The sequence below is a fragment of the Salipiger marinus genome (genome assembly GCF_035481585.1).
GTDB lineage: Bacteria > Pseudomonadota > Alphaproteobacteria > Rhodobacterales > Rhodobacteraceae > Salipiger > Salipiger marinus.
Genome location: NZ_JAYKSL010000002.1, coordinates 1 through 23023 on the forward strand (window position 1 = coordinate 1; position 23023 = coordinate 23023).

23 protein-coding genes are annotated in these 23023 nt (G+C 65.9%); 1 reads left to right on the top strand and 22 read right to left on the bottom strand.

The window, feature by feature from the left end:
* The 3 genes from VK682_RS03055 to VK682_RS03065 form a co-directional block, all read right to left on the bottom strand.
* On the bottom strand, nucleotides 1-1111 hold a 1111-nt coding region (locus VK682_RS03055; RefSeq protein WP_324781395.1), incomplete at its 3' end, for a hypothetical protein.
* Between the two features lie 45 nt (nucleotides 1112-1156).
* On the bottom strand, nucleotides 1157-4549 hold the full coding sequence (locus VK682_RS03060) for a TipJ family phage tail tip protein (RefSeq protein WP_324781396.1): 3393 nt from the start codon (nucleotides 4547-4549) through the stop codon (nucleotides 1157-1159).
* The gene (locus VK682_RS03065) at nucleotides 4546-4965 is read right to left on the bottom strand and encodes a C40 family peptidase (protein ID WP_324781397.1); all 420 of its coding nucleotides are present in this window, start codon (nucleotides 4963-4965) and stop codon (nucleotides 4546-4548) included. The genes VK682_RS03060 and VK682_RS03065 overlap by 4 nt, the downstream gene beginning before the upstream one ends.
* A gap of 74 nt (nucleotides 4966-5039) precedes the next feature.
* Between VK682_RS03065 and VK682_RS03070 the strand changes: the two genes are divergently transcribed.
* The gene (locus VK682_RS03070; protein WP_324781398.1) at nucleotides 5040-5378 is read left to right on the top strand and encodes a hypothetical protein; all 339 of its coding nucleotides are present in this window, start codon (nucleotides 5040-5042) and stop codon (nucleotides 5376-5378) included.
* Nucleotides 5379-5447: 69 nt separating this feature from the next.
* Here the strand turns inward: VK682_RS03070 and VK682_RS03075 are convergent, their stop codons facing one another.
* The 19 genes from VK682_RS03075 to terL form a co-directional block, all read right to left on the bottom strand.
* Nucleotides 5448-5933 carry a hypothetical protein gene (locus VK682_RS03075; RefSeq protein WP_324781399.1) on the bottom strand — a complete coding sequence of 162 codons (486 nt, stop codon included), beginning with the start codon at nucleotides 5931-5933 and terminating at the stop codon, nucleotides 5448-5450.
* Nucleotides 5934-5974: 41 nt separating this feature from the next.
* Nucleotides 5975-6400 carry a hypothetical protein gene (locus VK682_RS03080; protein WP_324781400.1) on the bottom strand — a complete coding sequence of 142 codons (426 nt, stop codon included), beginning with the start codon at nucleotides 6398-6400 and terminating at the stop codon, nucleotides 5975-5977.
* Nucleotides 6397-10683: a phage tail tip lysozyme gene (locus tag VK682_RS03085; RefSeq protein WP_324781401.1), complete on the bottom strand. Its 4287-nt coding sequence runs from the start codon at nucleotides 10681-10683 to the stop codon at nucleotides 6397-6399. Before VK682_RS03085 ends, VK682_RS03080 begins: the two co-directional genes overlap by 4 nt.
* A complete protein-coding gene (locus tag VK682_RS03090) occupies nucleotides 10683-10982 on the bottom strand; it encodes a DUF1799 domain-containing protein (protein ID WP_324781402.1) in 300 nt (99 codons plus the stop codon). The genes VK682_RS03085 and VK682_RS03090 overlap by 1 nt, the downstream gene beginning before the upstream one ends.
* A gap of 65 nt (nucleotides 10983-11047) precedes the next feature.
* Nucleotides 11048-11425: a hypothetical protein gene (locus VK682_RS03095; protein ID WP_324781403.1), complete on the bottom strand. Its 378-nt coding sequence runs from the start codon at nucleotides 11423-11425 to the stop codon at nucleotides 11048-11050.
* Between the two features lie 149 nt (nucleotides 11426-11574).
* Nucleotides 11575-12501: a phage tail tube protein gene (locus VK682_RS03100; protein ID WP_324781404.1), complete on the bottom strand. Its 927-nt coding sequence runs from the start codon at nucleotides 12499-12501 to the stop codon at nucleotides 11575-11577.
* On the bottom strand, nucleotides 12498-12698 hold the full coding sequence (locus VK682_RS03105; protein WP_324781405.1) for a hypothetical protein: 201 nt from the start codon (nucleotides 12696-12698) through the stop codon (nucleotides 12498-12500). Before VK682_RS03105 ends, VK682_RS03100 begins: the two co-directional genes overlap by 4 nt.
* Nucleotide 12699: 1 nt before the next feature.
* Complete coding sequence (locus VK682_RS03110) at nucleotides 12700-13134, bottom strand: phage tail terminator protein (protein ID WP_324781406.1); 435 nt, start codon at nucleotides 13132-13134, stop codon at nucleotides 12700-12702.
* Complete coding sequence (locus tag VK682_RS03115) at nucleotides 13134-13556, bottom strand: gp436 family protein (RefSeq protein WP_324781407.1); 423 nt, start codon at nucleotides 13554-13556, stop codon at nucleotides 13134-13136. Before VK682_RS03115 ends, VK682_RS03110 begins: the two co-directional genes overlap by 1 nt.
* Nucleotides 13553-13819, bottom strand: a complete 267-nt coding sequence (locus tag VK682_RS03120; RefSeq protein ID WP_324781408.1) for a DUF2312 domain-containing protein — start codon at nucleotides 13817-13819, stop codon at nucleotides 13553-13555. The genes VK682_RS03115 and VK682_RS03120 overlap by 4 nt, the downstream gene beginning before the upstream one ends.
* Nucleotides 13807-14166, bottom strand: coding sequence for an Acb2/Tad1 domain-containing protein (locus tag VK682_RS03125; RefSeq protein ID WP_324781409.1), 360 nt, complete (start codon nucleotides 14164-14166; stop codon nucleotides 13807-13809). The genes VK682_RS03120 and VK682_RS03125 overlap by 13 nt, the downstream gene beginning before the upstream one ends.
* Before the next feature lie 69 nt (nucleotides 14167-14235).
* The gene (locus VK682_RS03130) at nucleotides 14236-14724 is read right to left on the bottom strand and encodes a hypothetical protein (RefSeq protein ID WP_324781410.1); all 489 of its coding nucleotides are present in this window, start codon (nucleotides 14722-14724) and stop codon (nucleotides 14236-14238) included.
* Nucleotides 14725-14734: 10 nt separating this feature from the next.
* A complete protein-coding gene (locus tag VK682_RS03135) occupies nucleotides 14735-15691 on the bottom strand; it encodes a major capsid protein (protein WP_324781411.1) in 957 nt (318 codons plus the stop codon).
* A gap of 10 nt (nucleotides 15692-15701) precedes the next feature.
* A complete protein-coding gene (locus VK682_RS03140) occupies nucleotides 15702-16043 on the bottom strand; it encodes a hypothetical protein (RefSeq protein ID WP_324781412.1) in 342 nt (113 codons plus the stop codon).
* A gap of 12 nt (nucleotides 16044-16055) precedes the next feature.
* Nucleotides 16056-17201, bottom strand: coding sequence for a hypothetical protein (locus tag VK682_RS03145; protein ID WP_324781413.1), 1146 nt, complete (start codon nucleotides 17199-17201; stop codon nucleotides 16056-16058).
* Between the two features lie 293 nt (nucleotides 17202-17494).
* A complete protein-coding gene (locus VK682_RS03150) occupies nucleotides 17495-18064 on the bottom strand; it encodes a phage virion morphogenesis protein (RefSeq protein ID WP_324781414.1) in 570 nt (189 codons plus the stop codon).
* A 104-nt stretch (nucleotides 18065-18168) separates the two neighbouring features.
* Nucleotides 18169-19680, bottom strand: coding sequence for a PBECR2 nuclease fold domain-containing protein (locus VK682_RS03155; RefSeq protein WP_324781415.1), 1512 nt, complete (start codon nucleotides 19678-19680; stop codon nucleotides 18169-18171).
* Between the two features lie 62 nt (nucleotides 19681-19742).
* Complete coding sequence (locus tag VK682_RS03160; protein WP_324781416.1) at nucleotides 19743-21140, bottom strand: DUF935 domain-containing protein; 1398 nt, start codon at nucleotides 21138-21140, stop codon at nucleotides 19743-19745.
* A gap of 213 nt (nucleotides 21141-21353) precedes the next feature.
* Complete coding sequence (gene terL / locus VK682_RS03165) at nucleotides 21354-23009, bottom strand: phage terminase large subunit (protein ID WP_324781417.1); 1656 nt, start codon at nucleotides 23007-23009, stop codon at nucleotides 21354-21356.
* Between the last annotated feature and the right edge of the window lie 14 nt (nucleotides 23010-23023).

The window sequence follows — 23023 nt, forward strand, 5'->3', positions numbered from 1 at the left end:
GGCCGTTCATCACATGGTGGTTGATGTCCAGCGCCAGCGTCTCATGAACGCGCGGGCGCCGCACGGTGGGCGCCGGTTTGCTGCTTCCGTCCTGATCGCTCGCCGGAAAATAGACGTTCCCCGCGCGGTCGATCCGCTGCAGCACCTTGTCGTCCCGGTCAACCACGGTGAGGACGTTTTCAGAGAAGTCGCCATCGATGTCCGTCACGCGATAGGTGTCGGTGCCCATGCCGCCCGGAAACGCCATGCTGCCATCGCGCCGAAGAAGCTGCGCCACCAGATCGTTCTGCCCAACAACGGCCCATATGGCCTCCGAGAAGTCGGGATCGAAAACGTCCTCATCGGGCTCGGAAATTACAAGTTGCCCCTCAAGGTCATAGATGACCAGCGCCGTCCCGTCCGCATCCGCCACTGCGTAGGAGAACCCGGCAAAATCGGGATCGAGGGTCTGGATCCGCATCTCAATAGACTCCGTGCGCACGTCCAGCGCCTGCACGGCGGCGGCATCGGCCTTGCCGCCCACCACCCCTGTCAGCGCGTCGAGGTCATCCTGCCCCGCCTTGGTGGCGATGGCCGCCTCTGCTGCGGACATGGCCGCCTGCGAGGCCTTGGTGGCAATCGCCGCCTCTGCCGCGTCCATGGCCGCCTGCGAGGCGGCGCCGAGATTGGTGCGCGCCGTCCCGGCGAGCGGCCCCGACAGCTCCTGCAGCGCGCCGCTGATGCTGAGCTTTGCGCCAAGCCCGCCGCCGTCCACCCAGGTCCATTGCCCCGCGCTGGTGCCGAAGGCGGTATAGCGCCCGGCATTGTTAACGGTCTCGCTGGTCTGCGGATCGGTGTGGCTGCCGGTATCCTCGGGGCTGACCTCGGCCTGCTGGCCGATCGCCTCTGGCGCCAGGGCTGCCAGCGCCGTCCAGGTCGGGCGCAGGACGCTGGCATAAGAGGTGGCCCGGTCCAGTTCGGCCAGCCGGTCAGCCAGCGCGCCGGAGGCGAGCAGCAGCAGGGCGAGGGTGTCGCGTGGCAGTACGCCGAGCGTGCCGCCGTTATGTCCAAGCAGGTCCTCGGCATTTGCGAGGCTAGGAAGGTCGATGGTTCTGGCGCCGGCGTCAGGCATTGCGGCTCTCCATGTCAGGATTTGTGGGGAAGACGCGGCCGGGCATCACAGCACCTCGGCGGCGTAGGGGCCAGCCAGCGGGCCGCCGACTGAATTGGAGGAGACGGGCTCGACATACCAGCTGTAGGTTCCGGCGGGCAGGCAGCCGGCCGTCTCCAGAAACAGCACCGCGTCATCGACCTGCAGGTCGCCGTCGCTGCTGGCAGCCCAGCCGAAGGCAGTATTTCCTGACAGGGCGGTCAGGCGCTCGCGCTGCGGCCCGGATGCCGTGACTGCGTCGCCGGGCACGTCGGTGCTGCCGAACAGCATGGGCGTGACCGAACCTGCCGTGATCGCGGCAGTGAAGGCGATCCGATAGCTGCGGCCGGCGGTCAGGGAGACGCTTTGCCGGATGGTGTCGGCGGTGCCGGCGACATGCGCAGCTTGGCCCCCGGTCACCGCCCAGCCCGCCTCGGCCGTCCAGGCGCCGGCGGTGTCGAAGACGCTGTTCGACAGCAGGTTGCTACGCGTGGCATCGCCGTCGAAGAGGTTGAACACCGCGCCCGGGGTGGTCGGGGTGACCCCGCCCACGGCATGAGTGTCGCGGTCCAGCACATCGCCCTCGGGCACGCGGTAAAGCCGCAGGCCGGTGGTCACCGGATCGCTGCCCATCACAATCGCGAATTGCGCAAAGCCCAGCCCGCCGGTGACGGTGACCGCATCGGTCGCCAGTGCGGCCGGGATGGCGGGATCGTTGGCCCCCACGGTGATCGAGATGGTGGCCGAATATGGTCCTTCGGTGCCGCCGACCGCGATCGCCTTCGCCCGCAGCTCGACCAGCTGCTCTGTTTCATAGCCGGTGATGGTGGCGCCGCCCGCCGACACCGGCACGATCAGCACGGTCCAGTCGGGAGCCCCGACCACCCGGTGCTCGATCTGGTAGCTCACCAGCAGCGCACTGGACCCGGTGCCCGGCGCAAGCAGCGCGGTGATGTCGCGCGGCTCCGGATCAGGATCGGGGTCCTCCCATTCATCCCCGGCGCCGCTGCCAAAGGAAAACTCCAGATCCAGCCCTGAGCGGATCGAGGTCCAGTAGGGCGCAGCCGGGGTCGGGGCGACGTAATCTACAGTTTCGCCGGTCCGCCCGGTCCAGGGAGGCGGCACGTAGGCGTCGATCAGCTCATCGATGATCGGCGCCGCGTCCACCATCCGGACGATGGAGGAAAAATCCTCCCCCGCCTCGATCCCTTGAATGATCACCGGCATGCTTTCCTCTGCCGCCGGCCCGAAATGGACCAGATCACCAACGGCAGGCATTGGGCCTTCGCCAGTCAGCAGCAGCGTGGCGGTCTCGCCAACGCTGGGCCAGACGCTCCGCAGTACCGACTGTCCGATCGTGTCGGTCTCCGGATCAGCCAGATGGCGGAAGCGCAGCGCATAGTCCTCTCCCGCTTCCATGGTGACCCGTTCGTCCAGCACCACCGCGCGGCCTTCAACGGCCATCACCCGGCCCGCCCATTGCACGGAGCTCAGGATGTCGTTGCTCATCATCACCAGATCGCCGGTGGTGGCGACGCGCACGCCATGTTCCTGCGTCACCTCATGCACCTCGGTGCGGTGCAGCAGCTCATAGGCGCGGCGCGTGGCCTCCCGGGCGATCTCATCGGGATCGGTCTTGCCGGTCAGCACTAGCTCTTCGGTGAGCGATATCGGCCCCTCATAGCCCGGCCAGCGCACGATGCGCTCGGTCTGGCGGTAGTCGTCGGTGGCATCGCGGAACTGCACCCGGAAGGCATGCGGTGGCTCGAAATAGCTGCGCGTGGTCCGGAAACCTTCGGCATTGCGGGGGTTGATGTGATCGATGACCAGCGACTGCGGCCGATCGATCACCACGCCCCAGCGGGTGCCATCATGGCGCGGTGCCGCCCGGCCTGCCGCCGCGATGACGGTCAGCGCGTCGCGCAGGCTCATGCCGTCCTCGTCGAAGACGTGGTCGAACTTCAGATCCTTCAGCCGACAGAAATCATGCCAGTCCTGCAGCAGCTCCAGATCGATCTCGGCGTCGGGCACGGGCCGCGGATTGGCTGGCGACTGCAGCGCCAGACGGAAATACGAGGCCGGGTTGCTGGTGGCGCGCGTCACCCATTCCCCGGCTTCGTGATCCCAGTCGAGAAATAGCCGCGCCGCCAGCGCGTTGAAGTTGTCGATCTGGCCATTGAACTGGTGGGTGGCCTTGGCCCGCATGGCGACCAGCGTGACCGGCTCCGGATCGATGATCGGCGGTTCGGTGCGGATGGTCTGCACCGCTGCCAGAATGCAGGTCTCCAGATAGCGATCGTTGCCGGGTGGATCGTTGAGCAACGTCACCTCGATCTTCCAGCGTCCGCGCGAGGGCAGGTTCCAGGTGTACTGCCGGAAGAAGGCCTCCCGCTGCCGTCCCAGGAACGAAAGCTGCGTGACATCCTGCCAGGGCTCGCTGTCGAGCTGGCGCTGCCTGATCCTGACCCTCACGTCATTGTCGCGCTTATCGCCCTCGCGGTTGAAACGGATCAGGCCATATGGAAAGTGGAAGATGAGCGATGCTGCAGCGGCATCGCGTCCGGTGGAGCGTATGACGGGCGTCTCGATGCTGGGCCCGTCGATCTGCTCCCCCGCGTCATCGGTGGGCCACGGGCGAACCAGTTCCGTCCCGACCCGCTCCTCGTAGATCTGCCATGGGTACAGATCCAGCGCGGTGGTGCCCGGCACGCCTGTCAGGATTTCGGTCTCCACCTCGTCATAGTCGTCGATCGAGGTGTCACCGAAGCGCAGATCGCTGAGCTCAACCGCACCGGTGCCGAAATGGAACGCCGCGCGGATATACTGCAGGTCACCGACGATCTCGCTCCAGCTGGAGGCGGCGAAAGGCGGCGCATAGCGGATCTGGCCCATAATTTCCGGAACGGTGCCATCGGGGCGCATCTCGTTTCGAAACCCTGTGACCGTGTAGCGGGCGGCGGGCGACTTGTCGGGCTCGACCGGCGGGATCAGGGCGTTGATCGCGAGATTGCCGAGGGCGGTGGCGCCGAGGACGATCAAGCCTTCAGCCACGGTTGTACTGACACCGAGCGCGGGCGCGAGAAGCCCGCCATAGGTCGCGGCCAGCGCCAGAGCCGCGACCGCGACAACGATGGTCAGCACCGACCGCAGGCCTTCATCGCCGGGCACCACCCGCATCACCACCCGCACCCCGGGACGCGGCCGGGCCAGATGCCAGACGCCGGGATCGACCGTCTGGCTGCCGCGATCGGTGACCAGCGTCACGCGGACACGGTGCCGCGCTGCCTCCGGCAGGCCCGGCAGCGCGAAGGACACCATCTGCGCGATGGTCATCTCACAGGGCAGCTCCAGATCGATCCGGCCGGCGCCGGGATCGAGCATCGGCGCGGCGATGACAGGGACTTTGTTCGGCTGGTTCATCGTGCGAGCCCTACAAGTTCGACATGGCGATAGGTTCCGGACAGCCGCGTCTTCCAGCAGCCCCGGTCAAAGGGCTCGACCTTGGCGCAATCCCGCGCGGCCAGATGCAGCATGAGCCCGTGGCGGACGACGACACCCACATGGCTCTGGAACCGGCCACGCCGGAAGACCGCCAGATCGAAGGCGATGGCGGGGCCGTTCACCGGCAGCCAGAGCGGGGATGCCGCTTCGCCTGCCACCAGCGCTGCGATTTCGGCATGCTCGCCTGCAGCCCCTTCGCCGAGGTATTCCGGCAGGCTGATCCCCAGCTCTTCCCGGTAGACAATGCAGGCCAGCCCCCAGCAGTCGCAGCCGAGGCGGCTGCGCCCGAACTCGGCATAGGGGATGCCCACGAAGCGGTTGACCCAGTCAGTCATAGAAAGAATCCTTGAACTGGCTTTGCTTGCGTCTTCGAATGCGTCGACAAGACGAAAGCGGAGGAAAGCGAACGATGACCGAAAAGAAGCGACGGGATTGGACCGCACGGGATTTTGACCATCTTGAGTTCCGCATTCGGTGCATAGAAGTGATCTTGCAGAACGTGCTTGCTGTGATGGCGACTAAGAGCCAGCTCGTGCGCGCTCCCTTGGAAGACATGCTGGCCACCACAAAAGCACTCTCCACGCAAAACGATCCACAGAGCGAAGAGGAATACAGGAGGCTCATGGTTTCGGCTGGCGTGACTGCCATGATTGAAGCGATTGATCAGCAAATGGTCGAGGAACTTGGTGGCAAGCCTCTAGCTCCTCGACCGACATTTTCAGTTGTGCCTCGATCGTCGGACGACTGATCCGCGGGACAGTTTTCTTGCCACCAAAATTGGCCAATAATCCTTTGAACGATATCATGCTCTCTCCTGTCATTGGTGCATCCCCGGATACCAGGAACGCGACAGGCGCCCCTTCGGGAACGGCTCGTTTTCCCGCTCCTCGCGGGTATAGGTCAGGGTGATTTCCGTCCCGGTGATCGCGACCGAGGTGATCTGCAGGCCGGTCGCCTCCTGTTCCACCAGATCGGGCGACGAGGCATAGACCTGCGCGAGGCAGATCGTGGCCAGATCGGTGTAGGACCGGGCCAGCTTCGAGATCTCGGGGCTGAGGTTGTCGAGCACCAGCGATCCCGCCGCCGGCGCGTCCTTCAGGTCAGAAGGCAGTATCGCCGAGGCGACGATGAAGAGGTAAGGCTCCGTTTCGGGATCGGCGCCGCGCCAGGTGGAGCGCGTGCCGCGGATTTGCCCCGCCGGCGTCTGCTCGATCAGATCGGCACTGTCCGTCGACAGCCGGATCGGCACCGACAGCGCGGGATGCGTGATCTCGATCAGCACCACGGGTGTTTCGTCAGACATCGCCGCATCAGCGGCCAGACGAGCATTCAGACTGACACGTCTCATGAGGGCATCACCACGATTGAGAAAGAGAAACGGAATTCGATGCCGACAACGCTCTGTACAGGTGCCTCGTCGCCGAAGGAGACGGTCCAGAGCTTTGACAGCAGCAGCGGCTGGCCTTCAGGGGTCAGCAGCGGGCCGCCGGTGGGGGTCAGCAGCGCCCAGCCATCGGTGGTGGGATCGGGCATCCGGAAGAGCGTGCTGCCGAAACGGGTCTGGTTTTCCCAGAACTGCTCGAAGACCGCGACCTGCCAGCGGCTCAGCAGGATCGACAGCGATACCGTCTGCGGCACGGCCGAAAACCGCCGCCGCCAGCGCGGCGGACCGGTCTCACCCCGGCGCTTCAGGCGCGGGTCCGCCCAGGTCCGGGACCAGGTGTTGCGCTCGGGGCGCGGCAGCTCTGCGGGCCAGACGGGATACGTCATCGCCGCACCGGCCCGGACTTCACGCCCATCCGCTTCAGCTGCTTGTTCATCGGGTTGCCCGGCTGCCGGATCGCCGCCGCCCCCTGCTGCCCGACCGTCATGATCATCTGCCGCCCGCCGCGCCCGTCGGGCTGGATCTCGGACTGGATCTCCTGACCGGAATAGTTGTTGACGGTGATCGGGATCGGGCCAAACGCCTGCTGCGGCGCGGGGGCGGAATTCGCGAGCACTGGCACGCTGGCGACAGACTGCACATAGCCGCCGGCCTGATAGCCGCGCAGGACACCCTTGCGCAGGGCCTCAAGGTTCCTGACACCTATCCGCCGGGTGGCGGGCGCGTCGAACACGAATTCCTCTTCATGGACGACCCCGGCCACGCGCGACGGATCGCTGCCGCCCGTGGGTCCGCCGTCCCGGAAGCCGGGGATGCCCACGGCGCCCGCAATGCCCGAGGCGACGGTCCAGAGCAGGCTTCCGCCACCGCCGCCACCGGCCATGCCCGATCCGATGCTGGACAGCAGGGACCCGATGCCCGTAGCCCCTTCGCCCAGGGCGCCAAGATCGGTGGTGGCCGTGCTGGCGGCACTGGCGAACTTGGTCATCGCCTGCTCAGCTCCGCCAAGCCGCCCGGTCCAGTTATGGGCGCCGGTGGGATCGGCAGCGGTCCAGCCTTGCGGCCGCTCGAACCCGACAAAGGCCGCAGTGGCATCCTTGACGTTGGTGGCCGCAAGCAGGCGCTGCAGCACGCCATTCTCCGAGCCCTGAAGCTCGCTCCAGACATGGCCCAGCTGCGCCTCGACATTGCCAAGTCCGCCCCTGCCGCCAACCGTGTTGAGAAGGGCCTCTCCACGCCCGGCGTGGTGCTGGAAAAGCCCGAAGGACGTGCCGCCATCGCCAACAGCCGTGGGGTTGAAGGCGCTTTCCGCCGAGACGTTGCCCATGATCGCCGCGACCTGATGCGGTGCCAGCCCCTTGTCGCTGAAGAACCGCCAGACCTGTGACTGCACCTCCTGCGATCCCGGAAGACTGCCACCTGTCAGGATCGAGCCGGGCGAATTGGCGGCAGCCCCGGGCATCTGGCCGGCGGCGCCCCCGAACCCCATGGTGCCGGCGGTGATGGTGACACTGCCGGCAGAGACGGTCATCGCGGCAACCGATGGCCCCGCAGTGGCAGCGCTGGCCAGTTCGCCGGGCGCATCCTTGCCACCAAAGATCCGGGAGATGATCCCCTCGAGCCCGCCGACATCGCTCAGCGTGCCGTAATCCGTGCCGAGGATCGCGTTCTTCAGCGGGTTGCTGACAGCAATTTCGGTGAAAAGGCCGGTCATTTCAGAGGCGAGGCTTTCCAGCGCCCCCGAGACATCGCCGGTGCTCAGCTTTCCGACGATGCCGTCGATCGCGGCCTCAGCCGAGCCCTGCACCTTGCCCCAGGCATCGCGCTGCCGCTCAAGGCTGCGCTCCAGGTCGGACAGCGCGACTTCGGTCTGACGGATTTCCTGAGCCTGCGCGCTCTGCGGATCAAGCTTCATGGAGCGGATGTTCTGCTCAGCCCGGGCCAGCGCGAGGGTGCGGGCCTGAACCGCAGCACTCTGCCCGATCAGGCCGATTTCCACCCGCAGCATGGCAAGGCGTTCACGCTGGCTGCGCAGATGCTCTTGCCCGGCCTCCGTGGCCCGCGCCGTCCGGTCGGCCTCGGCTGTCGCGGCATAGGCGCCGCGCAGCTGATCCAGCACTTCCAGCAGGCGGGTCTTTTCCTCGCCCTCCGCTGCCGCGGCTGCCGCGACCAGCGGGCGCAGGGCAAGCTCTTCCTCCAGCAGCCGGTTCGCCTCGGCGGAGCTGATAAGCCCGGCGGAGACCAGCCCGGTCAGGCGCTGGCGGATTTCCATCTCCGCCTGCATATCCGCCGCCTGCTGCCGACCTGCCGCGATTGTCTCCTCGATGACCCTGCTGCGGGCCCGGTGGACCTCCGCCTCAAGGTCCAGGATGTTGATCTCATCTTCGGCCAGCTTCAGCCGTGTCCGCCGGGCCTCCAGCTCCGCCCGGAACAGCGGGTTGCGCTCATTGGCGATCTGGATGTCCAGACGGTCCAGTTCGAGCGTGCGTTCCTGACGGTTGATCAGCGCATCGAGGGCGCGGGACTTCGCCTCGATCGAAGCACCGATTTCACCACGCTGGAAATCGTCCAGACCTGGAGCGTTCTGACCGGCCTCGAGCGACGCGATCTCGTTGCGAAGCTGCTCTTCCTGCTGAAGGCGGGCATTGGCCGGCGATGCCCCGGCAACATCCAACGAGTTTCGGCCCCTGGCCTCGGCCGCCGCGCGGCTTTGGCGAAAGCTGGCACGGGCGCGGGTCGACGCAAGTTCGAGCTCGGCTTGCGCGAGTTCGGCTTGTGCCTCGGCGCGCCGTTGCTCCCTGTCATCATCGGAAAGGCGAAGATATTTTCTGCCGCCATCAAGATCTTGAAGCCGCTTCTGGGCGGCTGCAATGCGGTCTTGCAGCTCCTCTTCTCGGCTTGGCCCGCTGAACACACGATTGATCGCACCACCGATGGCATTCCCAGCATCCGAGGCGGCTGTCTTAACATCATCCCAAGCACGACCAAGGAGCGTGGTTGCCTCTGCCGCATCGACAAGCCGGGGCTGGAGAGCGTCCAGCAGCAGTGTCTGAGCTTCGGTGCCGCGGTTCTGCTCAGCCAGGTTTCGCACCTGCCGCATGGTGGCCGCATCGATCAGCCCGTATTTCCGGTAGAGCGTGTCGGCGCCCTCGGCAGGCTTTGCAAACATCTCGGAAAGGGCACCGCCGGCTGCTGCCGCCTCAATGCCGATGGTGGCCGCAAAATCCTTGGAGATCCCGATCAGACCCTCGAAGTTCTCCGACCCGATCCGCCCCGTGCGCAGGAATTCGGCCTGCATCGACCGTGCCGCCTTGATGGAGATCCCGGCTGTGGAGGCCCCGGCCTGCGCTGCCGCCTCCAGTTCCGCCGCAGGGGCGGCGGTGGCGCGACCCAGCCCCCCGGCCGCCGTCTGCACCTCTTTCACCGAGGTCAGATAGCCGTTCCAGGCGGCGGCACCGACGACAACTGCGGCCGTGGTCGCCCCCAGCGCCAGCCGTACCGGGGTCAGCGCCGCCCGGAGCGCCCGGAACGTGTTGCCCACGCCGCCATAGATATCGATGATCTGCGGACCCTGCTGCAGCAGCACCTGCTGGATCGGCATGCCCAGAGCCAGCGTCTGGAACGTGTCCGAAAGCTGGTAGGACAGGTTGCGCGCTTCATGGGCGTTAAGGCGCATCGCCTGACCCTGACCGCGCAAGGCGGGATCGCTGCGCCGGATTTGCTCGACCGTCTGGTCATAGGAGCCGCGCAGCCGCTCCTGCACGACAATCGCCTCTTCATCGCTCAGCGCCCCGATCCGGCGCGCTTCGGAAACCTGTTCAAGTTCCCGTTCATAGCGCCGCTCTGCCGCGTAGAGGGGCATGTAGCGCCCGCGCAGATCCTCGACCTGCCGCGGCGGAGTGGCAGGCGCCTGAACCGGCGTCGGGGCCAGCACCCGGGCGGCACGTTCACGGGCGTCGGCAGCCTCGCGCGCGCTGATGGCCCCCAGCTTTTCGGCTTCGGCGATATCGCGAAGCTGGGCCTCGTACTGCCTGCTGAGGGCGAAAATCGGATTGAACTTCGCCCGCACGCCATCCAGCTCTGCCTGCCAGGCAGCCGAGGCGCGCTGGTTTTGCACAAGGGCGCTGGTCTGATCACCGATGGTGGCGGTGAAACCACTCGTGGCGCTCATGGCACCCTGCAGCGCGGTTTGCTGCTGCGACATCGCCCCGGCAAAGCCGCTGAGGGAGGAGCGCGCGGCGGCATGCGCAGAGTCCAGCCTGGTCACGGCGTCCCGGGCGCCAGCGCTGGCAAGCGCGACGCTGCCCATGGCGGCTTCCAGACTGGCGCCCCAGCCGACAGCGCCAGCCATGGCGGACTGCAGGCCGGTCATACCCTGCGCGGCAGACCCGAGCGGACGCACGGCCGCCGCATGGGCGCTGGCCAGCCCGGTCATCGCGTCTCGGGCGCGCTGATCAGAAACCGCAAGGCTGTCCGCCGATGTGGCGGCATCACGGGCGGCGGCAGCGGCAAGCTCCAGCGCGTCCGCCTGCCGCACAAGGAGTGGCGCCGATTTGGCGGCGGCTTCGCCCACCGAGGTGACCTCTCGGCGCGCTTCCTGCGTCGCGGGCTTCAGCTGACTGACATCGCCCCGGAAGATCGCGGCGATACTGAAGGTCTTAGCCGCCATCAGCTCGCCCCGTGCAGCACGTTCAGCGCTGCCGTCTCCATGACGAGAAGATCCTCGATCACCTCATCTGCAGCCTTCAGCCGCCGCATCACGACATCGACGGCGTTCATATCCAGCCCCAGCAGCACGATCGCGGTGCCGCGCACCACGGTCCGCCACTGGTTCTGGCAGGCGAGCCAGACGCAGAGACTGTTCCAGTTTGCAGGCATGACCTCGACCACCTCTTCGGACACGGGCGCATCCGCCACCGCGACATCGACCCCCATGGCAGCGAACTGGTCAGCCAGTTCGGGATCCACGGTCAGGGGCGTGCTGTCATCGACCTTCCCCAGCCGCGCGAAGGCCCATGCCCGCGCGGCGGCCTTCAGTTTCCCAGGCGGGCTTCTTCCCCCAGCAGGCTCTCGACATAGGCGCGCTCAACGCCGGCCCGGAACCACGAGTGGCTGAGCGCCCGCCGGAACAGCTCTTCGGAGAACGGGACCTGCTGCCCGTCGTCTTCATCGACCACGTCGTCCCAGCCCTTCACGACCCGCAGATACTGCGCGGTCTCGTGTTCCATGCGCTCCGCTTCGCTGGTCAGCTCGGAGAACCGCTTCTGGCTCTCCAGAACCTCTTCGCGGTTCGAGGGCTCAAAAAGCAGCTTCAGCTTCATCTCGACCAGCTTTCCGGCATTGTCGGGATCAGGCTGGCGGATGGTGACCGGCCACCAGTAGCGATAGGATTTTGCGAGCTTGAACTTCATCTGGACGTCCTCTGTCTGGTTTCGTGATGGCTGGGGCGCGCGCCTGCCGCCCTCGGGTGCTTGTCCTGACCTCTGGCGCCCGCCATCCCGGCGCCTCGGTTCGCATCTTGGGCGCAGACCCGCCCTCATCGATCCCCTTTGGAATGCCGTCAGCGGACCGTGATCGTCAGCTCGTCGAGCCCGTCTTCGGGGCAGAGCATCAGCGGCACCGTGTAATTGACGATGTTGTCCGTCTGCCCCTGCGTCGGCCGGCCGACTTCGACGGCCGGGGCCGCGATCTCGACGGTATTGCCAGCCGTGGTGCCATGGACGAGCGACAGCTCCCCCCGGGTCCGGGCCAGCGCGCGGGCGAACCAGTCGATTGTGGCGATGGACCGGGCTTCGACAACGGTGCTGCCGGTGGCCGAGCGATCGGTGATCGACATCCGCTCATCGCCGATGTTGAAACGAGGTGTAAGCACGTTGCCGCGATCCACCGACAGGCTTTCCGCCACGGCGGTCCAGCCGTGCAGTGTCATGACGGTATTTGCCTTCGACACGATGACCGGGGTGATCCAGCCGGCAGTGGTCACTGCGGGCATGGTGCCAAGGTCGGTGATGGTGCCGAGAAGCCCGATGACGGTGAAGCGGTACCGGGGGATGCCCTTGGCCGTGAAGGTGAGCGCCACGTTGGCTTGGCAGCCCAGCATGACATGCTGGACCTTGTCGCTGACAAAGTAGATCGAGCCGCTTTCAAGACCGGTTTCAACGATGCTGTATTCAACGGCAACGCCTGCATCGACGGTCTCGGAGAACCCTGCGATGCGCAGCAGCGAGCCGTATTTCGGGATATCGCCCAGGGCACCGGCGCCCGCGATCTCCACGTCGAATTCAAGCCGCGCATAGACGCCTGCCAGCAGCACGCCCTGGTTGCCGAGATAGGGCAGCATCAGGTCGCGCGTGACCTCTTCGCCCTCCATGGGCGTGAAGGTCACATTGCTGGCGATGATCGCATCTGCCGCCAGAGGCGCCGCATCGGTGGCATAAGCCGTTTCCAGCTTGTGCAGGATGGCGAGCTTTTTCCAGTGCCGGGTCATTCGGCATTCCTCTTCGCTTTACTGTCCGCTGCGGGCTTGGCCGCGGGGAGTTCGGGGGTGGGGGCAGGCTCGGGATCGGGTGGTGGCTCGCCCCCGGGCGGTGACCGCACCCCGTCAGGATCGATGCGGGTGAGTTCGCCCGTCTTGCTGCGTTCAAAGCGTCCGCCGCTGGTCGGACGTGTGGCCTTGGTCGGCATGTCAGTCTCCTGTCAGGAAGCGCGCGGTTTCCCACGTCTGGACGTAAATGCTGACACCCGTGTCGATCGGGCTGCTTTCGCCGCCGACCAGAACGCAGGCATCGGTGCAGGACGGGGGCGTCCAGCCCGCAAGGGCCCTCTCGCAATCGATCTTGCGGGTGTCGAAGGCGAGCGCGCGATCCCCGCCCATCAGCTGGTCGTAATCGCGGACCACGGTGCCCACGAGGAACTGCACCGCCACGCGCTGCCGATGACCGCCGGTGGCCAGAAGCTCCGGCCCGGCGCGTTCCCGCCACGGCATGATGATCGCGGTGCCGCTCTCCACTTGGCCGGCGCGCGCCGCCAGCGCATCGATGTCCTCGGCAATCTCCACACCGCCCGGAAAGCGGGTCGCGGGCAGTTCGGCAAGCAGGCGGGCAAGGATCTCTGACAGCATCACCAGCCCCTGAGTTTTTCGGGGGTGAAGACGGGATCGGGATGCGCCGACATGACGGTGCCGTTGACGGTGGTGGGGGGGATTTCACCCACCTCGACCGGCAGCGCGATCAGACCGCGCGACACATCTTTCAGGGCGGCAATCGCATCCTTGTAATCTTCGCGCACATGATCCGGAGCGCCATTGCGATGCAGGATGTAGCGGGCGATCGATACCGCCCAGGTGACGACGACGGCTGGAACTGAACTCAGCGGCAGCGCGTATTTGGCGCCGACATAGCCGTTGACGGTGTTGTCGGCATCCTCAAGTGCCGCAGCGATGACATCCGGATCGGGCGTGCCGTCGCGGTCCCGGTCCGCCACCTGGCGGATTTCGGCGTCGCCGGCGCGTTTGGTCAGATCGGCAAGGCTCGCGTAGGTCATGCCATGCCCAACGCGGCTTTATACATCTCGACCACCGCCTCTTCCTCGGCGATGTCATCCTTGTCCCGCTTGCGCAGCGCGATGACCTTCCGCATGGCTGCGGTGTCGTAGCCCCGGGCCTTGGCTTCGGCCATCAGCTCCTTCTGCTGTTCGGTGATCGCCTGCTTCTCGATCTCGAGCTGCTCATACCGTTCGATGAACTGCCGCAGTTCCTCTGCCGCCACGCCATAGGCGCCATCGGTCGAGCTGGTCACATCCGACATGCCAGGGCCTCCCAGGCAGCATCGATCTGCTGATCGATCGGGCCCGCGTCATAGTTGTGACGCAGACCCTGCTCGAACCCGCGGGCGAACATCTCCTTCGGCGACGGCTCGGCCGGCAGATCGAAACGCGCGGGCCGGAACACGGAGCGGTTCACGGCCATAAAGCCCTTTTCGATGTCGGTGCGCCCGATGGAAAACCAGCGCACGTCAACCCCCGGCACTGCCGCCAGCTCGTCAAGGAAGCGCAGAACGCGCTCCTCGAGCTCTTTCGAGCGGTTGACCAAGGCCACGGCATCGCCGCTGACCGGGGTATATCCTGACACCGGAAGGCCGTGGTGCTGGCTCATGATCCTGCCTCTTCAGAAAGGGGGAGCGGGGATTGCAGGGACGCCGGCAGGCGCCCCTGCGGCGCGCGGTCAGCTTTTGGCCGCCTTCGTGGTGACCTTTTTGCCGAGGGCGGGTTTTCCCGCCGGGTCGGCTCCGGCCGGCGCGTCGGACGCGCCCTGCTGCTGATCGGCGGATTGGGGGGCAGCGGTCCCATCGTCTGCGGTCTCGACACCGCGCTGCAGGTCGAGGACGCGCTCCTGCAGCAGATCACGCTGAGCCTCGGCTTCAATGGCCGCAGCCTGCAGCGCGGGGATCTGCGCCAGCGCCTCCTTGAGCGAGGCTTCAAGCTCGGCCACCCGGGCTTCTGCCGCCTCGGCACGGGCGATGGCTGCGGCAAGCTCGGCGCTTTGAGGAGCGGAGGTTTCGGCGAGCTGACTTGCAGCATCCGGCGGCGCCGCCCCTGCCGACACCAGATCGGCAAGCTGGCGGACGGACACTTCCGGAGAAGCCCCCGCGCCGTAGAACTTGCCGCCGATCTTGGCGGCCGACAGGAGGGTGACGGTGAGTTTGCGTTCCATGACCGTCCCCTTACGCCGCAGCCGCGCCGGCGTTCTGGATCAGGAAGCCGCCTTCGGCGCCGGTGATGTAGGTCCGGCGCTCCGACTTGGTCGGGTAGAGCCAGCTGTCCCGCGAGCGCTCCATGTAGGGCTGCTCGACCTGCGGATAGCCGCGCAGCTCGTAGGTGTAGCCATAGGCCGGTACCTGGTAGGTTTCGGTGGCCGTGGGCACGTAGGACAGAAGGACGTCATCCCCCCAGACATCCTGAGCCAGATCTTCGTCCGTGGCGTCTTCGGGCAGGTAGACGGCCTTGCCGACCAGAACCCGGTCCACGTCGAAATAGCTGGCCAGCATGTCGGTGGTGATGCTGTCCTTGGACGTGTACTTGAACTGCTCTTTGACCTTCGGATGCCGCTTCGCAGCGTTGACCGCCGTGGGCCCGAAGGTCAGGGTGTTGGGATAGCGTCCGATGGAACGGCGGATGACTTCCTTGCCGGCATCCACATCGGCACGAGGATCGGAGCTGTCCGAGGCCCAGCGATCGGTGCCTGTCAGGGCCATCTTGTGGTTGGCATCGTAGTTCGCGGCATCCCGCGCCAGCTGCGCTGCCTCGTGTTCGTGGCCAAGGTCGATGATGTTCATCACCCCGTTCACGGCGTTCATGCCCAGATCGATGCCTGGAACGGACGCGGCCTCCTCCATGTGCTCGAAAGGCACGGTGCCCTCCAGAGCGTTCTGGATCAGCGTCACCGGATCCGAGGCATAGCCGAACTGGACGCGCTTCTTGTCACTGCCGGGGGCGCGGCGGGTGTTGATCATCCGGAAGGCTTCCTTGCCGAAGCGGATGACGCGCATCGAGCGGTTGCCGATCGTCACGCGCGGAAACAGCAGGTGCGCGATGAACTCGGCGTTGCGATAGCCGCGGGCATGGGTCGACAGGATCGGGTCGATGACCGCCGCGGTGCGCTGGTTGAGGGGTTGGTTCATGGTCGGCTCCTCAGCGGATCAGGATTTGAACGGTCTCGCCGTCGGCTGCAGCCGTCAGCGCGCGGGCGAAGATGTTGTCGTCGGTGCCGATCACGGCGGTCCGGACGCCACCCCCGGTGGCGGTGCAGAGCGGCGCCCCGACCGCGATGGCGCCGACGGCTCTGACGGTCTCAAAGCCGAGCGCCGTCAGCGCGATGTCGAGCCCGACCTCGGTGGCCGGGTTCTGGGCCACGCCCTTGACGGGCGTGTCTTCCACCGTGATCGGCGCATTGGCAAAGCTGATGAGGTCACCAGCATTGCAGACCGCCGCCATGGTGGCGGACAGCGAGAGGATCGAATGATAGGTGCGCATGAGGATCTCCGATCAGGACACGGCGCGCACGGCGGCCATGTATTCGGTGCCGGGGTGCTGGCGCTGGTAGGCCATCGCCTTGTTGTGAAGCTCGAGCCCCGCCGGATCGACGGACTTGCCGTCGGCGGCAAAGGCGGCGGTCTTGCCAGCCTCGGCGCCAGGGCCTTCGGGCAGATCGAGCTCGCCAAAGCTGACGGCCTTCGGCTGGGCTTCCAGCACCTCGCGCAGCGCGTCCGCCGGTGTCAGCTTTGCCGTGCCTCCGGCAAAGGCCACGGTCTGCTCGCCCGGAAGCGCGTCGAAGATCGCGACCACCTTGTCGCGCGAGACCGGCAGCAGGCGGCCTTCTTCGACAAGCCGCTCGGCGAATTTCACGTGCTCGTCGTGGCGGGCGGCAGTCTCGCGGGCCGCAAGCGTCTTCTCGCGCTCCGCCAGCTCGGCCTCGCGCGCAGCGAAGGCCGGATCGGATTTGTGGGTCACGGGGATCTCCGGTTCCTGTTTCTTGGGGCGTGTGGTGGCCGGGCGGCGCGCGGGCACCGCGGAATAGCTGTGGATGCCGTTGCGGCCGTCTTCGTCGTCGAGCTCAGCCAGCCATTCGATGCGATAGGACGGCAGAACCCGGTCCGCGTCCTCGAGGCCGAAGCGGTCGATGAAGAAATCGCGCATGGCGCGGAAGATCGAGGCGGTCTCGTCGAAGCCGCGCGCGCCGAACTCGGCGGTGAAAACGGTATCGGCCTTACCGGCGAACTGGACGTTCTTCAGCCCGGCCACGGCGGGGGCAGCGGCACCCAGAAAGCCGACATGCTTGGGATACCAGGTGCCGGGCACGGGGTTGTGCGACTGGCCGGGGGAAAAGAAGGCCATGGAGACCTTCTTGAACCGGCCCGCCTTCACCAGATCGGCAAAGGCCGGTTCGATGTCATCAAGCTCGGCAAAGAGCCGATCGGCCTCCGCGTCATACTCGAACCCCTTCACCCAACCGAAAGCCGGGGCATCGATCTCGGGATGGCCCACGACGATCGGCGCAGGAGCGGTGTCCGGATCATAGCTGTCCGCGATGGCGCGCAGGTCGGCTGCGGAATAGGTGATCGGTGCGCCCTGCATCGGGGTGAAAGTGCCGGGGCGGAAAACCTCGATACGGGCGGTGAGCGGCTTGGGCATGGGTTCGTCCAGTTGTTGACGAACCACCCTTCGCATGAGCCTATTTTCAAAGTCCGCCGGACAGGTGTCCGAGGACTGCAGAATTGGCCTCTGATCTCAGGATAGAGGGGCGGACCTGACCCCCACAAGCGAAATGTCCGACCGGGTAGCGGGGATCGGGACGGAACGTGGCCGCAGAGCGATCCTAACGGGGGGCTAACGGGGGGAGCGCGGCTCGTGCGACCCGTCGCCCCCGGAAGACGCCACGCGCCTCTGTGGCGCGCTGAGGCGGAAGGCCCAAGGGGGCGACAAAATCACATAAGGAGCCAGGTCTCCGCATCCTCCATCACGCCCTCTTCGTCGGCTGCGGTGAGCCCGAGGTAAGGCCGCGCCGGGATCGTGATCTTGTGGGCGGGGATGGTGACGTCCGTGACGTGGTTGGCCTCGGATTTCTTGACGAAGCGCCGCCCCACCTGACCCGCCTCGTCTTTCTTGCGGTAAATCTTCGCCTGCCGCGCCGGCTTGTTGATCGTGCCGCCCAGCTGGTGGATGGCGGCATATTCGACAGGCGAGCCGACCCGCACCTCTTCGGCGGTGGCCTCGTGGTAGATCGAGCCCGCCAGATAGCCGCGGGCGCGCAGCTTTTTTACCGGGATCTGCTTGCGGCGCTCACGCGCCTTGACGGTGGCAGCGCGCAGGGCAGCCCAGGGCGTGCCGTCGGGCGCGTTCTCCTGGGCAAACCGATCCTTTGTTGAAGAGAGCATGCGTTCCCCAACAGCGGCGTAGAAGGGCCGCTTGTTCTCCATGCGCTGAAGCATCTCTTCCAGCGCCCGCCGGGCGTCTGCATCGCGCAGCTCCGTGTCAAAGCCGATCCTGACAGCCATGTTGAATTCTCCTCAGTTCAGCGCCATATTCCGAGAGCGGGCACGCGAAGACCGGTGTTGGTCCTGGTAGCTCCCCGTGACGACGGCCAGATCACCCTCGGCCGTCATTTTCTTTTCCAGATCAGCTTGCCACCACGTCTTCGATCGAGAAGTCCGCGATTGGGTCGCCCCTTTTTGTCGGTCGGAACATAAGCGGTCACGCCTTCCCACCAGCGCCGCCCGATCTGAAACACGACCATCAACCCGCTGTCCGGATCGACACGGATGTAGCGTCGGTCAATCAGCAGCTCCTCAATGGTCGGGTCCATCGGGTCGGGCTTGCGCGCAACGCCCAGCCAGATTTCATCCGGATCCATGAGAGCTTCCGCGAAGAGCGGCGTATATGTGGCCCGCTCCCTTTTGCCGATTTTCCACGCTCCGCTCCGATCCCGGAACAGCTGATCCGAGATCGGCAGCCGGGTGCCGGCCGGATCTTCCCAGAGCACCGCCGATCCGATCTCCGCTCCGAAGGGCTGAAGGAAGGCCCGGACATAGTCTTCCTCCGGCAAGCCCGGTTCCAGAGGCTGTGCGCTGAAGGGGCGCGAGGCGTCGATCAGGTCCTGAAGCGGCGACGGGGTGTCGATCCGGGCGCCATGGCGGCCGTCCGGCTGCAGCCCGCCCGCCTCGTCGATCAGGGCCGAGGGCACAAGCCCGCGCTCCCAGGTATCGCCGGGCATGTAGTTCCAGCCATAGCCGATGCCCTCGGGCAGCTGCACCGTCTCTCCGCTGGCCTGGTGGGTGTAGGGCCGGGTGACGATGTCCGGGGCGGTGTCCGGGCCGTCCTTGCCAAGGCGGCGCAGATCACCCTTCGACAGGGTGCGCACGCCGCAGCTGCACTTCCAGTCGTTGGGAGGGAAGTGGATGTCCCACCACGGATCGTTCCACATCAGCACGAGCCGATCCCAGGTGACATGCTGCGGGCGGGGCGACATCGGCACCCGGGTGTCCGCGTGCAGGTACTGCCAGTAGGGCCGCAGCTTCACCATGTCCGGATCGCGCATCTGGCGCAGCCGGCCCGCCATGTAGCTGGTGCGGATGTTGGTCTCGAAGATGGTCCGGATGCGCCAGTCGCGGCCGCCATTGTAGGACCAGCCGTATTTTTCCACGAGCCTGTCGAACTCGGAGGCAAAGGTGCCGATGTCATAGGTGCGCGCACCCTCGATCGCCGCGGCCTGGAATTCCTCCAGCATCGACATGTCGGTGACGCCGGCGACGACGAAGGCGCGGTCGTGATCCGCCAGCATCGCATCGGTCCAGACCTTGGTCGGCTTGCCCCGTTTCTGCGTCAGAAAATCGATCTGTTCGCGGAATTCCTGACGGGTGAAATCCGGCTCGGCAAAGGCCACCGGCACCTCGGCTTCGGCAAGAGCCGTCTCGCGCCCTTCGAGCGCTGCAAGATCCAGCACCTGGATCAGCAGTCCCGCCAGGGCGTCAGGTGTCCAGGTGGCGGCAAGATCGAGGAGCCCCCGGGAAATATCGTCCCAGCCATCTTCGGGCAGCGGATTTTCCTGGGCCGCCGTGATCAGCCGGCGAATGGCCGTGATGCGCCGCGTGAAGTGACGCTGTGCGGCCGCCACGGCCAGATCGGTGAGACGTGCAACCGGGCCTTCAGGTTCCGCGAAGCAGACATGCCTGTCCGTCAGGCTTTTTTTTTGAGCCTGGGCGCCGCGAAGGCGGGGTTGTCAGGATCGGCGGTCACGGCAGGACCGGCTGCTGCTGCGCTGCCAAAGGCGCGGCGCCCGGTGACGAGGGCGTCGATGGTGCGGTCCGACAGCTGGTCGGTGATCTCGAAGGAGACGATGTAATCACGGGCGACGGCGTCATCTTCAAAGGCAGCAGCTGCTTCGACGATCTGCCGCAGGGCCTTGTTGGTGGCCTCGGCGGCGCCCGCCTTGGCCTTGCGGCTGTTCGCCTCGGCTGTCTCGTTCTTGGGCCGCACCCGCCAGACGCTGGGGATGGCGGCGCCGGGCAGGTTGTATGCGACGATCCAGCTGAGCAGCTGCCCGCGCAGGGCGCCCGCCAGCAGATCACCGTCACTGTCGACCAGCAGATCCAGCATCTCCTGGTGGACTTCGCCCAAGGCCCGGTTGCCTCCGCTTTCCCCGACCTGCGTGGTGAGCGTCTCACCGGTGGTGCAGATGGAGATCTGCTTGTCCCAATAGGCTAGAAACTGTTCATAGCTCACGCTCCCCGAGCGACTGGCCTCGAGAAAATCGATATCCGTCCCGATGGGCACGGCAATGGCGGAGGAAGTCCGCGCGCGCTGCAGAGTGTTGAGCAGTTCGGTCTGCTGGTCACTGAGCGAGCCGTAGGGGGTTTTCCCGACGATGGTGGGGCCTGCGAACTTCTCAAGGAAATGCAGCCAGAAAGTGATGCCCTCGCGTTTGAACAGCACCGGCCAGAAGAGGCGCGTGCCCAGCCCGAGCCCATAGGGGTTGTTGCCCTTCACGCCCACGCGGTGAACGACGAACTTCCGATCGGGCAGCTCGATGCCCTCCCACATCGCGGCATAGGTCAGAAGCCGCGGCTTCCAGTCCCGATCGAAGGCAAAGCGGCGCTGATCGAGTGCCACGAGGCGTTCAGGCCGGATGCGGTTGCCGTCGCGCGCCCAGACGATCTCGCTGACCGCAAAGCCCTTCAGCGTGGCATCCAGCATGTCTTCGCAGATGAGGTCGAAGGGCAAGGCGCGCAAGAACTCTTCCACCAGGTCGGCGGCTTCCTTGTCGATGGCGCGTTCGCCACCGGGCTCGACCTGCCATTCCCGTGCCACCAGCGCCTTTTTGCGCTTCTGCAGCATGGCGAAAGCATGGGTGTCCCGTTCGATCTCGTCATAGATCTTGAGGCCCTTGCCGCCGCCCTGCTGGATCAGCGTGTCATCGACATGCTGCAGCACCCCGGTGAAGAACGGGATGGTGATGTCGTTGGCGACATTGGCAATCAGGCCACGCTGTTCGGCGGGCAGATTGCGGCGGCCCGGCTCCGCATAGGCTGCGGTCCCCTGGGCTCTGGCCTCGGATTTGCGTTTGCGGCGGCCCATGCGGCAGCTCCTTTCAGCGGACCCGAGGGTCCAGTATGCGAATGCCTCGCGCCCGGAAATCCGTGGTGGTGTGGCGCTTGCTGCAAGCTTGGGCGTCGTGATCGCGACCGCCGCAATAGCTGCAGCGAAGGTTGGCCCGGCGCGACGAGCCGCCCCATGTGTGGGGACAGGTGCGCTTGTCGTGCAGGTTCGAGCCGCAATAGCTGCACCGCATCATATACCCCCCATCCGGAAGCCACTGAGCCGGTCATCACCGATCGGGGCCGAGGCTGACTGGATCTGACCGCTGACACCGCTGCCGGCATAGATCAGGGTGTTCTGCCAGAGCATGTCGAGACAGTCCGGACCGTCATCATGATCGGCGTTCGGCCATTGCTGCAGCTGGTCGATCAGCGTGGTCTGGGTGGCGTTGAACCGGATCAGTCCGGCCTTGACCGGCGGCTGCAGGCGTTCGATGCGCAGATCCTTGTCGCCGGTGGGCGTGATCGGCACAGCAGAGATGCCAACGCCCTGGCGGGCCGCGGTGACCATCAGGGTGGTGCGCAAGAACTCCTGAAACTGGACGGCTTCCACGAACCACAGCAGGCAGTGATATTCCCGCTGCAGCGCGATCGTATCGGAAATGATGAGGTCCGGCAGCCGCTTGCGGATCGACGCCTCGACCACGTCCATACGCCCCTGCAGGCGGTCATACCCACCGATGAGGATGGCGGAGGGATCGCGCCCCTTGGCCTTCTTGCCGAGGGAGGGGTCGATCGCGCCGAAGAAGGTCCATTCCCGGATCCGCTGCACCCAATAGGTCAGGTCCCCGAACGGATTGCCCTCGCTGATCGGCTTGTTCTGATATTCGGTCTGGAAGGCTTCCCGATCCGCCGCACGCTCCAGCATGAGGAAGAGGAGCGGCTGCACCGACGGCCAGTTGACCACGGCCCCGAGATCCATTTCCGCCTGGTTGGCATGGTAGAATGCGCGGGCGGCCTCTTCGCCATCGTTCTGATAGACTTCCTCGAAGCGGTCCCACATCTCCATGTCGTCAGGAAAGCGCACCACCGCCTGAAACTCGGTGACGTTCCAGGTGGGGGCCTTGGCCGCGCGCACGATGACCGCGTCGAAGTGCAGCACAGTGCCGACCCAGACCACGTCCATACTGCCATCGGGCGGACCCACTTTCAGCGCCGCCCGGTAAATCCAGTTCCAGAGCTTCTTGCGCTGATCCGGGCTGCGGACCGCCTCGTCGTTCTCGATGTCGTCAAGAAACAGCAGGTCAGGCCGGAACGGGCCATGCCGACGGCCCCGGATCTTCTTGGCAGCGCCCAGGCCTTCGATCCTGACATTGTTGCGCGTAACGATCTCGCCCTCGCGCCACAGCCGCCCCTGTCCGCAGGCGTCAGGAAAATCGTTCTGCAGGCGGATGTTCGTGGTCAGCTCAGCCTTGATCGCCTCGACCAGCAACGCCGCCTGCTCATAGACGTCGCAAACCTCGATAATGTAGCGCTTCAGGCCGCGCACGATGCAATAGAGCGCAAACCCGAGCGACAGGTGGGTGGATTTGGAGGCACCGCGGGGGGCGATGAACAGATCTCTGACGCCCTTTTCCGAGGCGAGGATCTCCGGCACCCGCGCAAAGATGTGCTGGTGGAACAGGCTATGATCCCCGCGCACATAGTGCGGCAGGTAGGTTTCCATGAAGAACTGGAACCCGTCCTGCTCTGCCACGCGGGCAAGGCGGGCCAGCCGGGCGGCAGGATCGGCGGCAAAGGCTTCGACATTCAGTTCGATGTGCCGGGCGAAATCGTTCGCCATCTCCGCGATCTTGTCGCGGAAGTCTTTCCTGCTGAGGGTTGCCTTCAGCTTGGGGCGCCGGGTCATAGCGATTTCCTTGC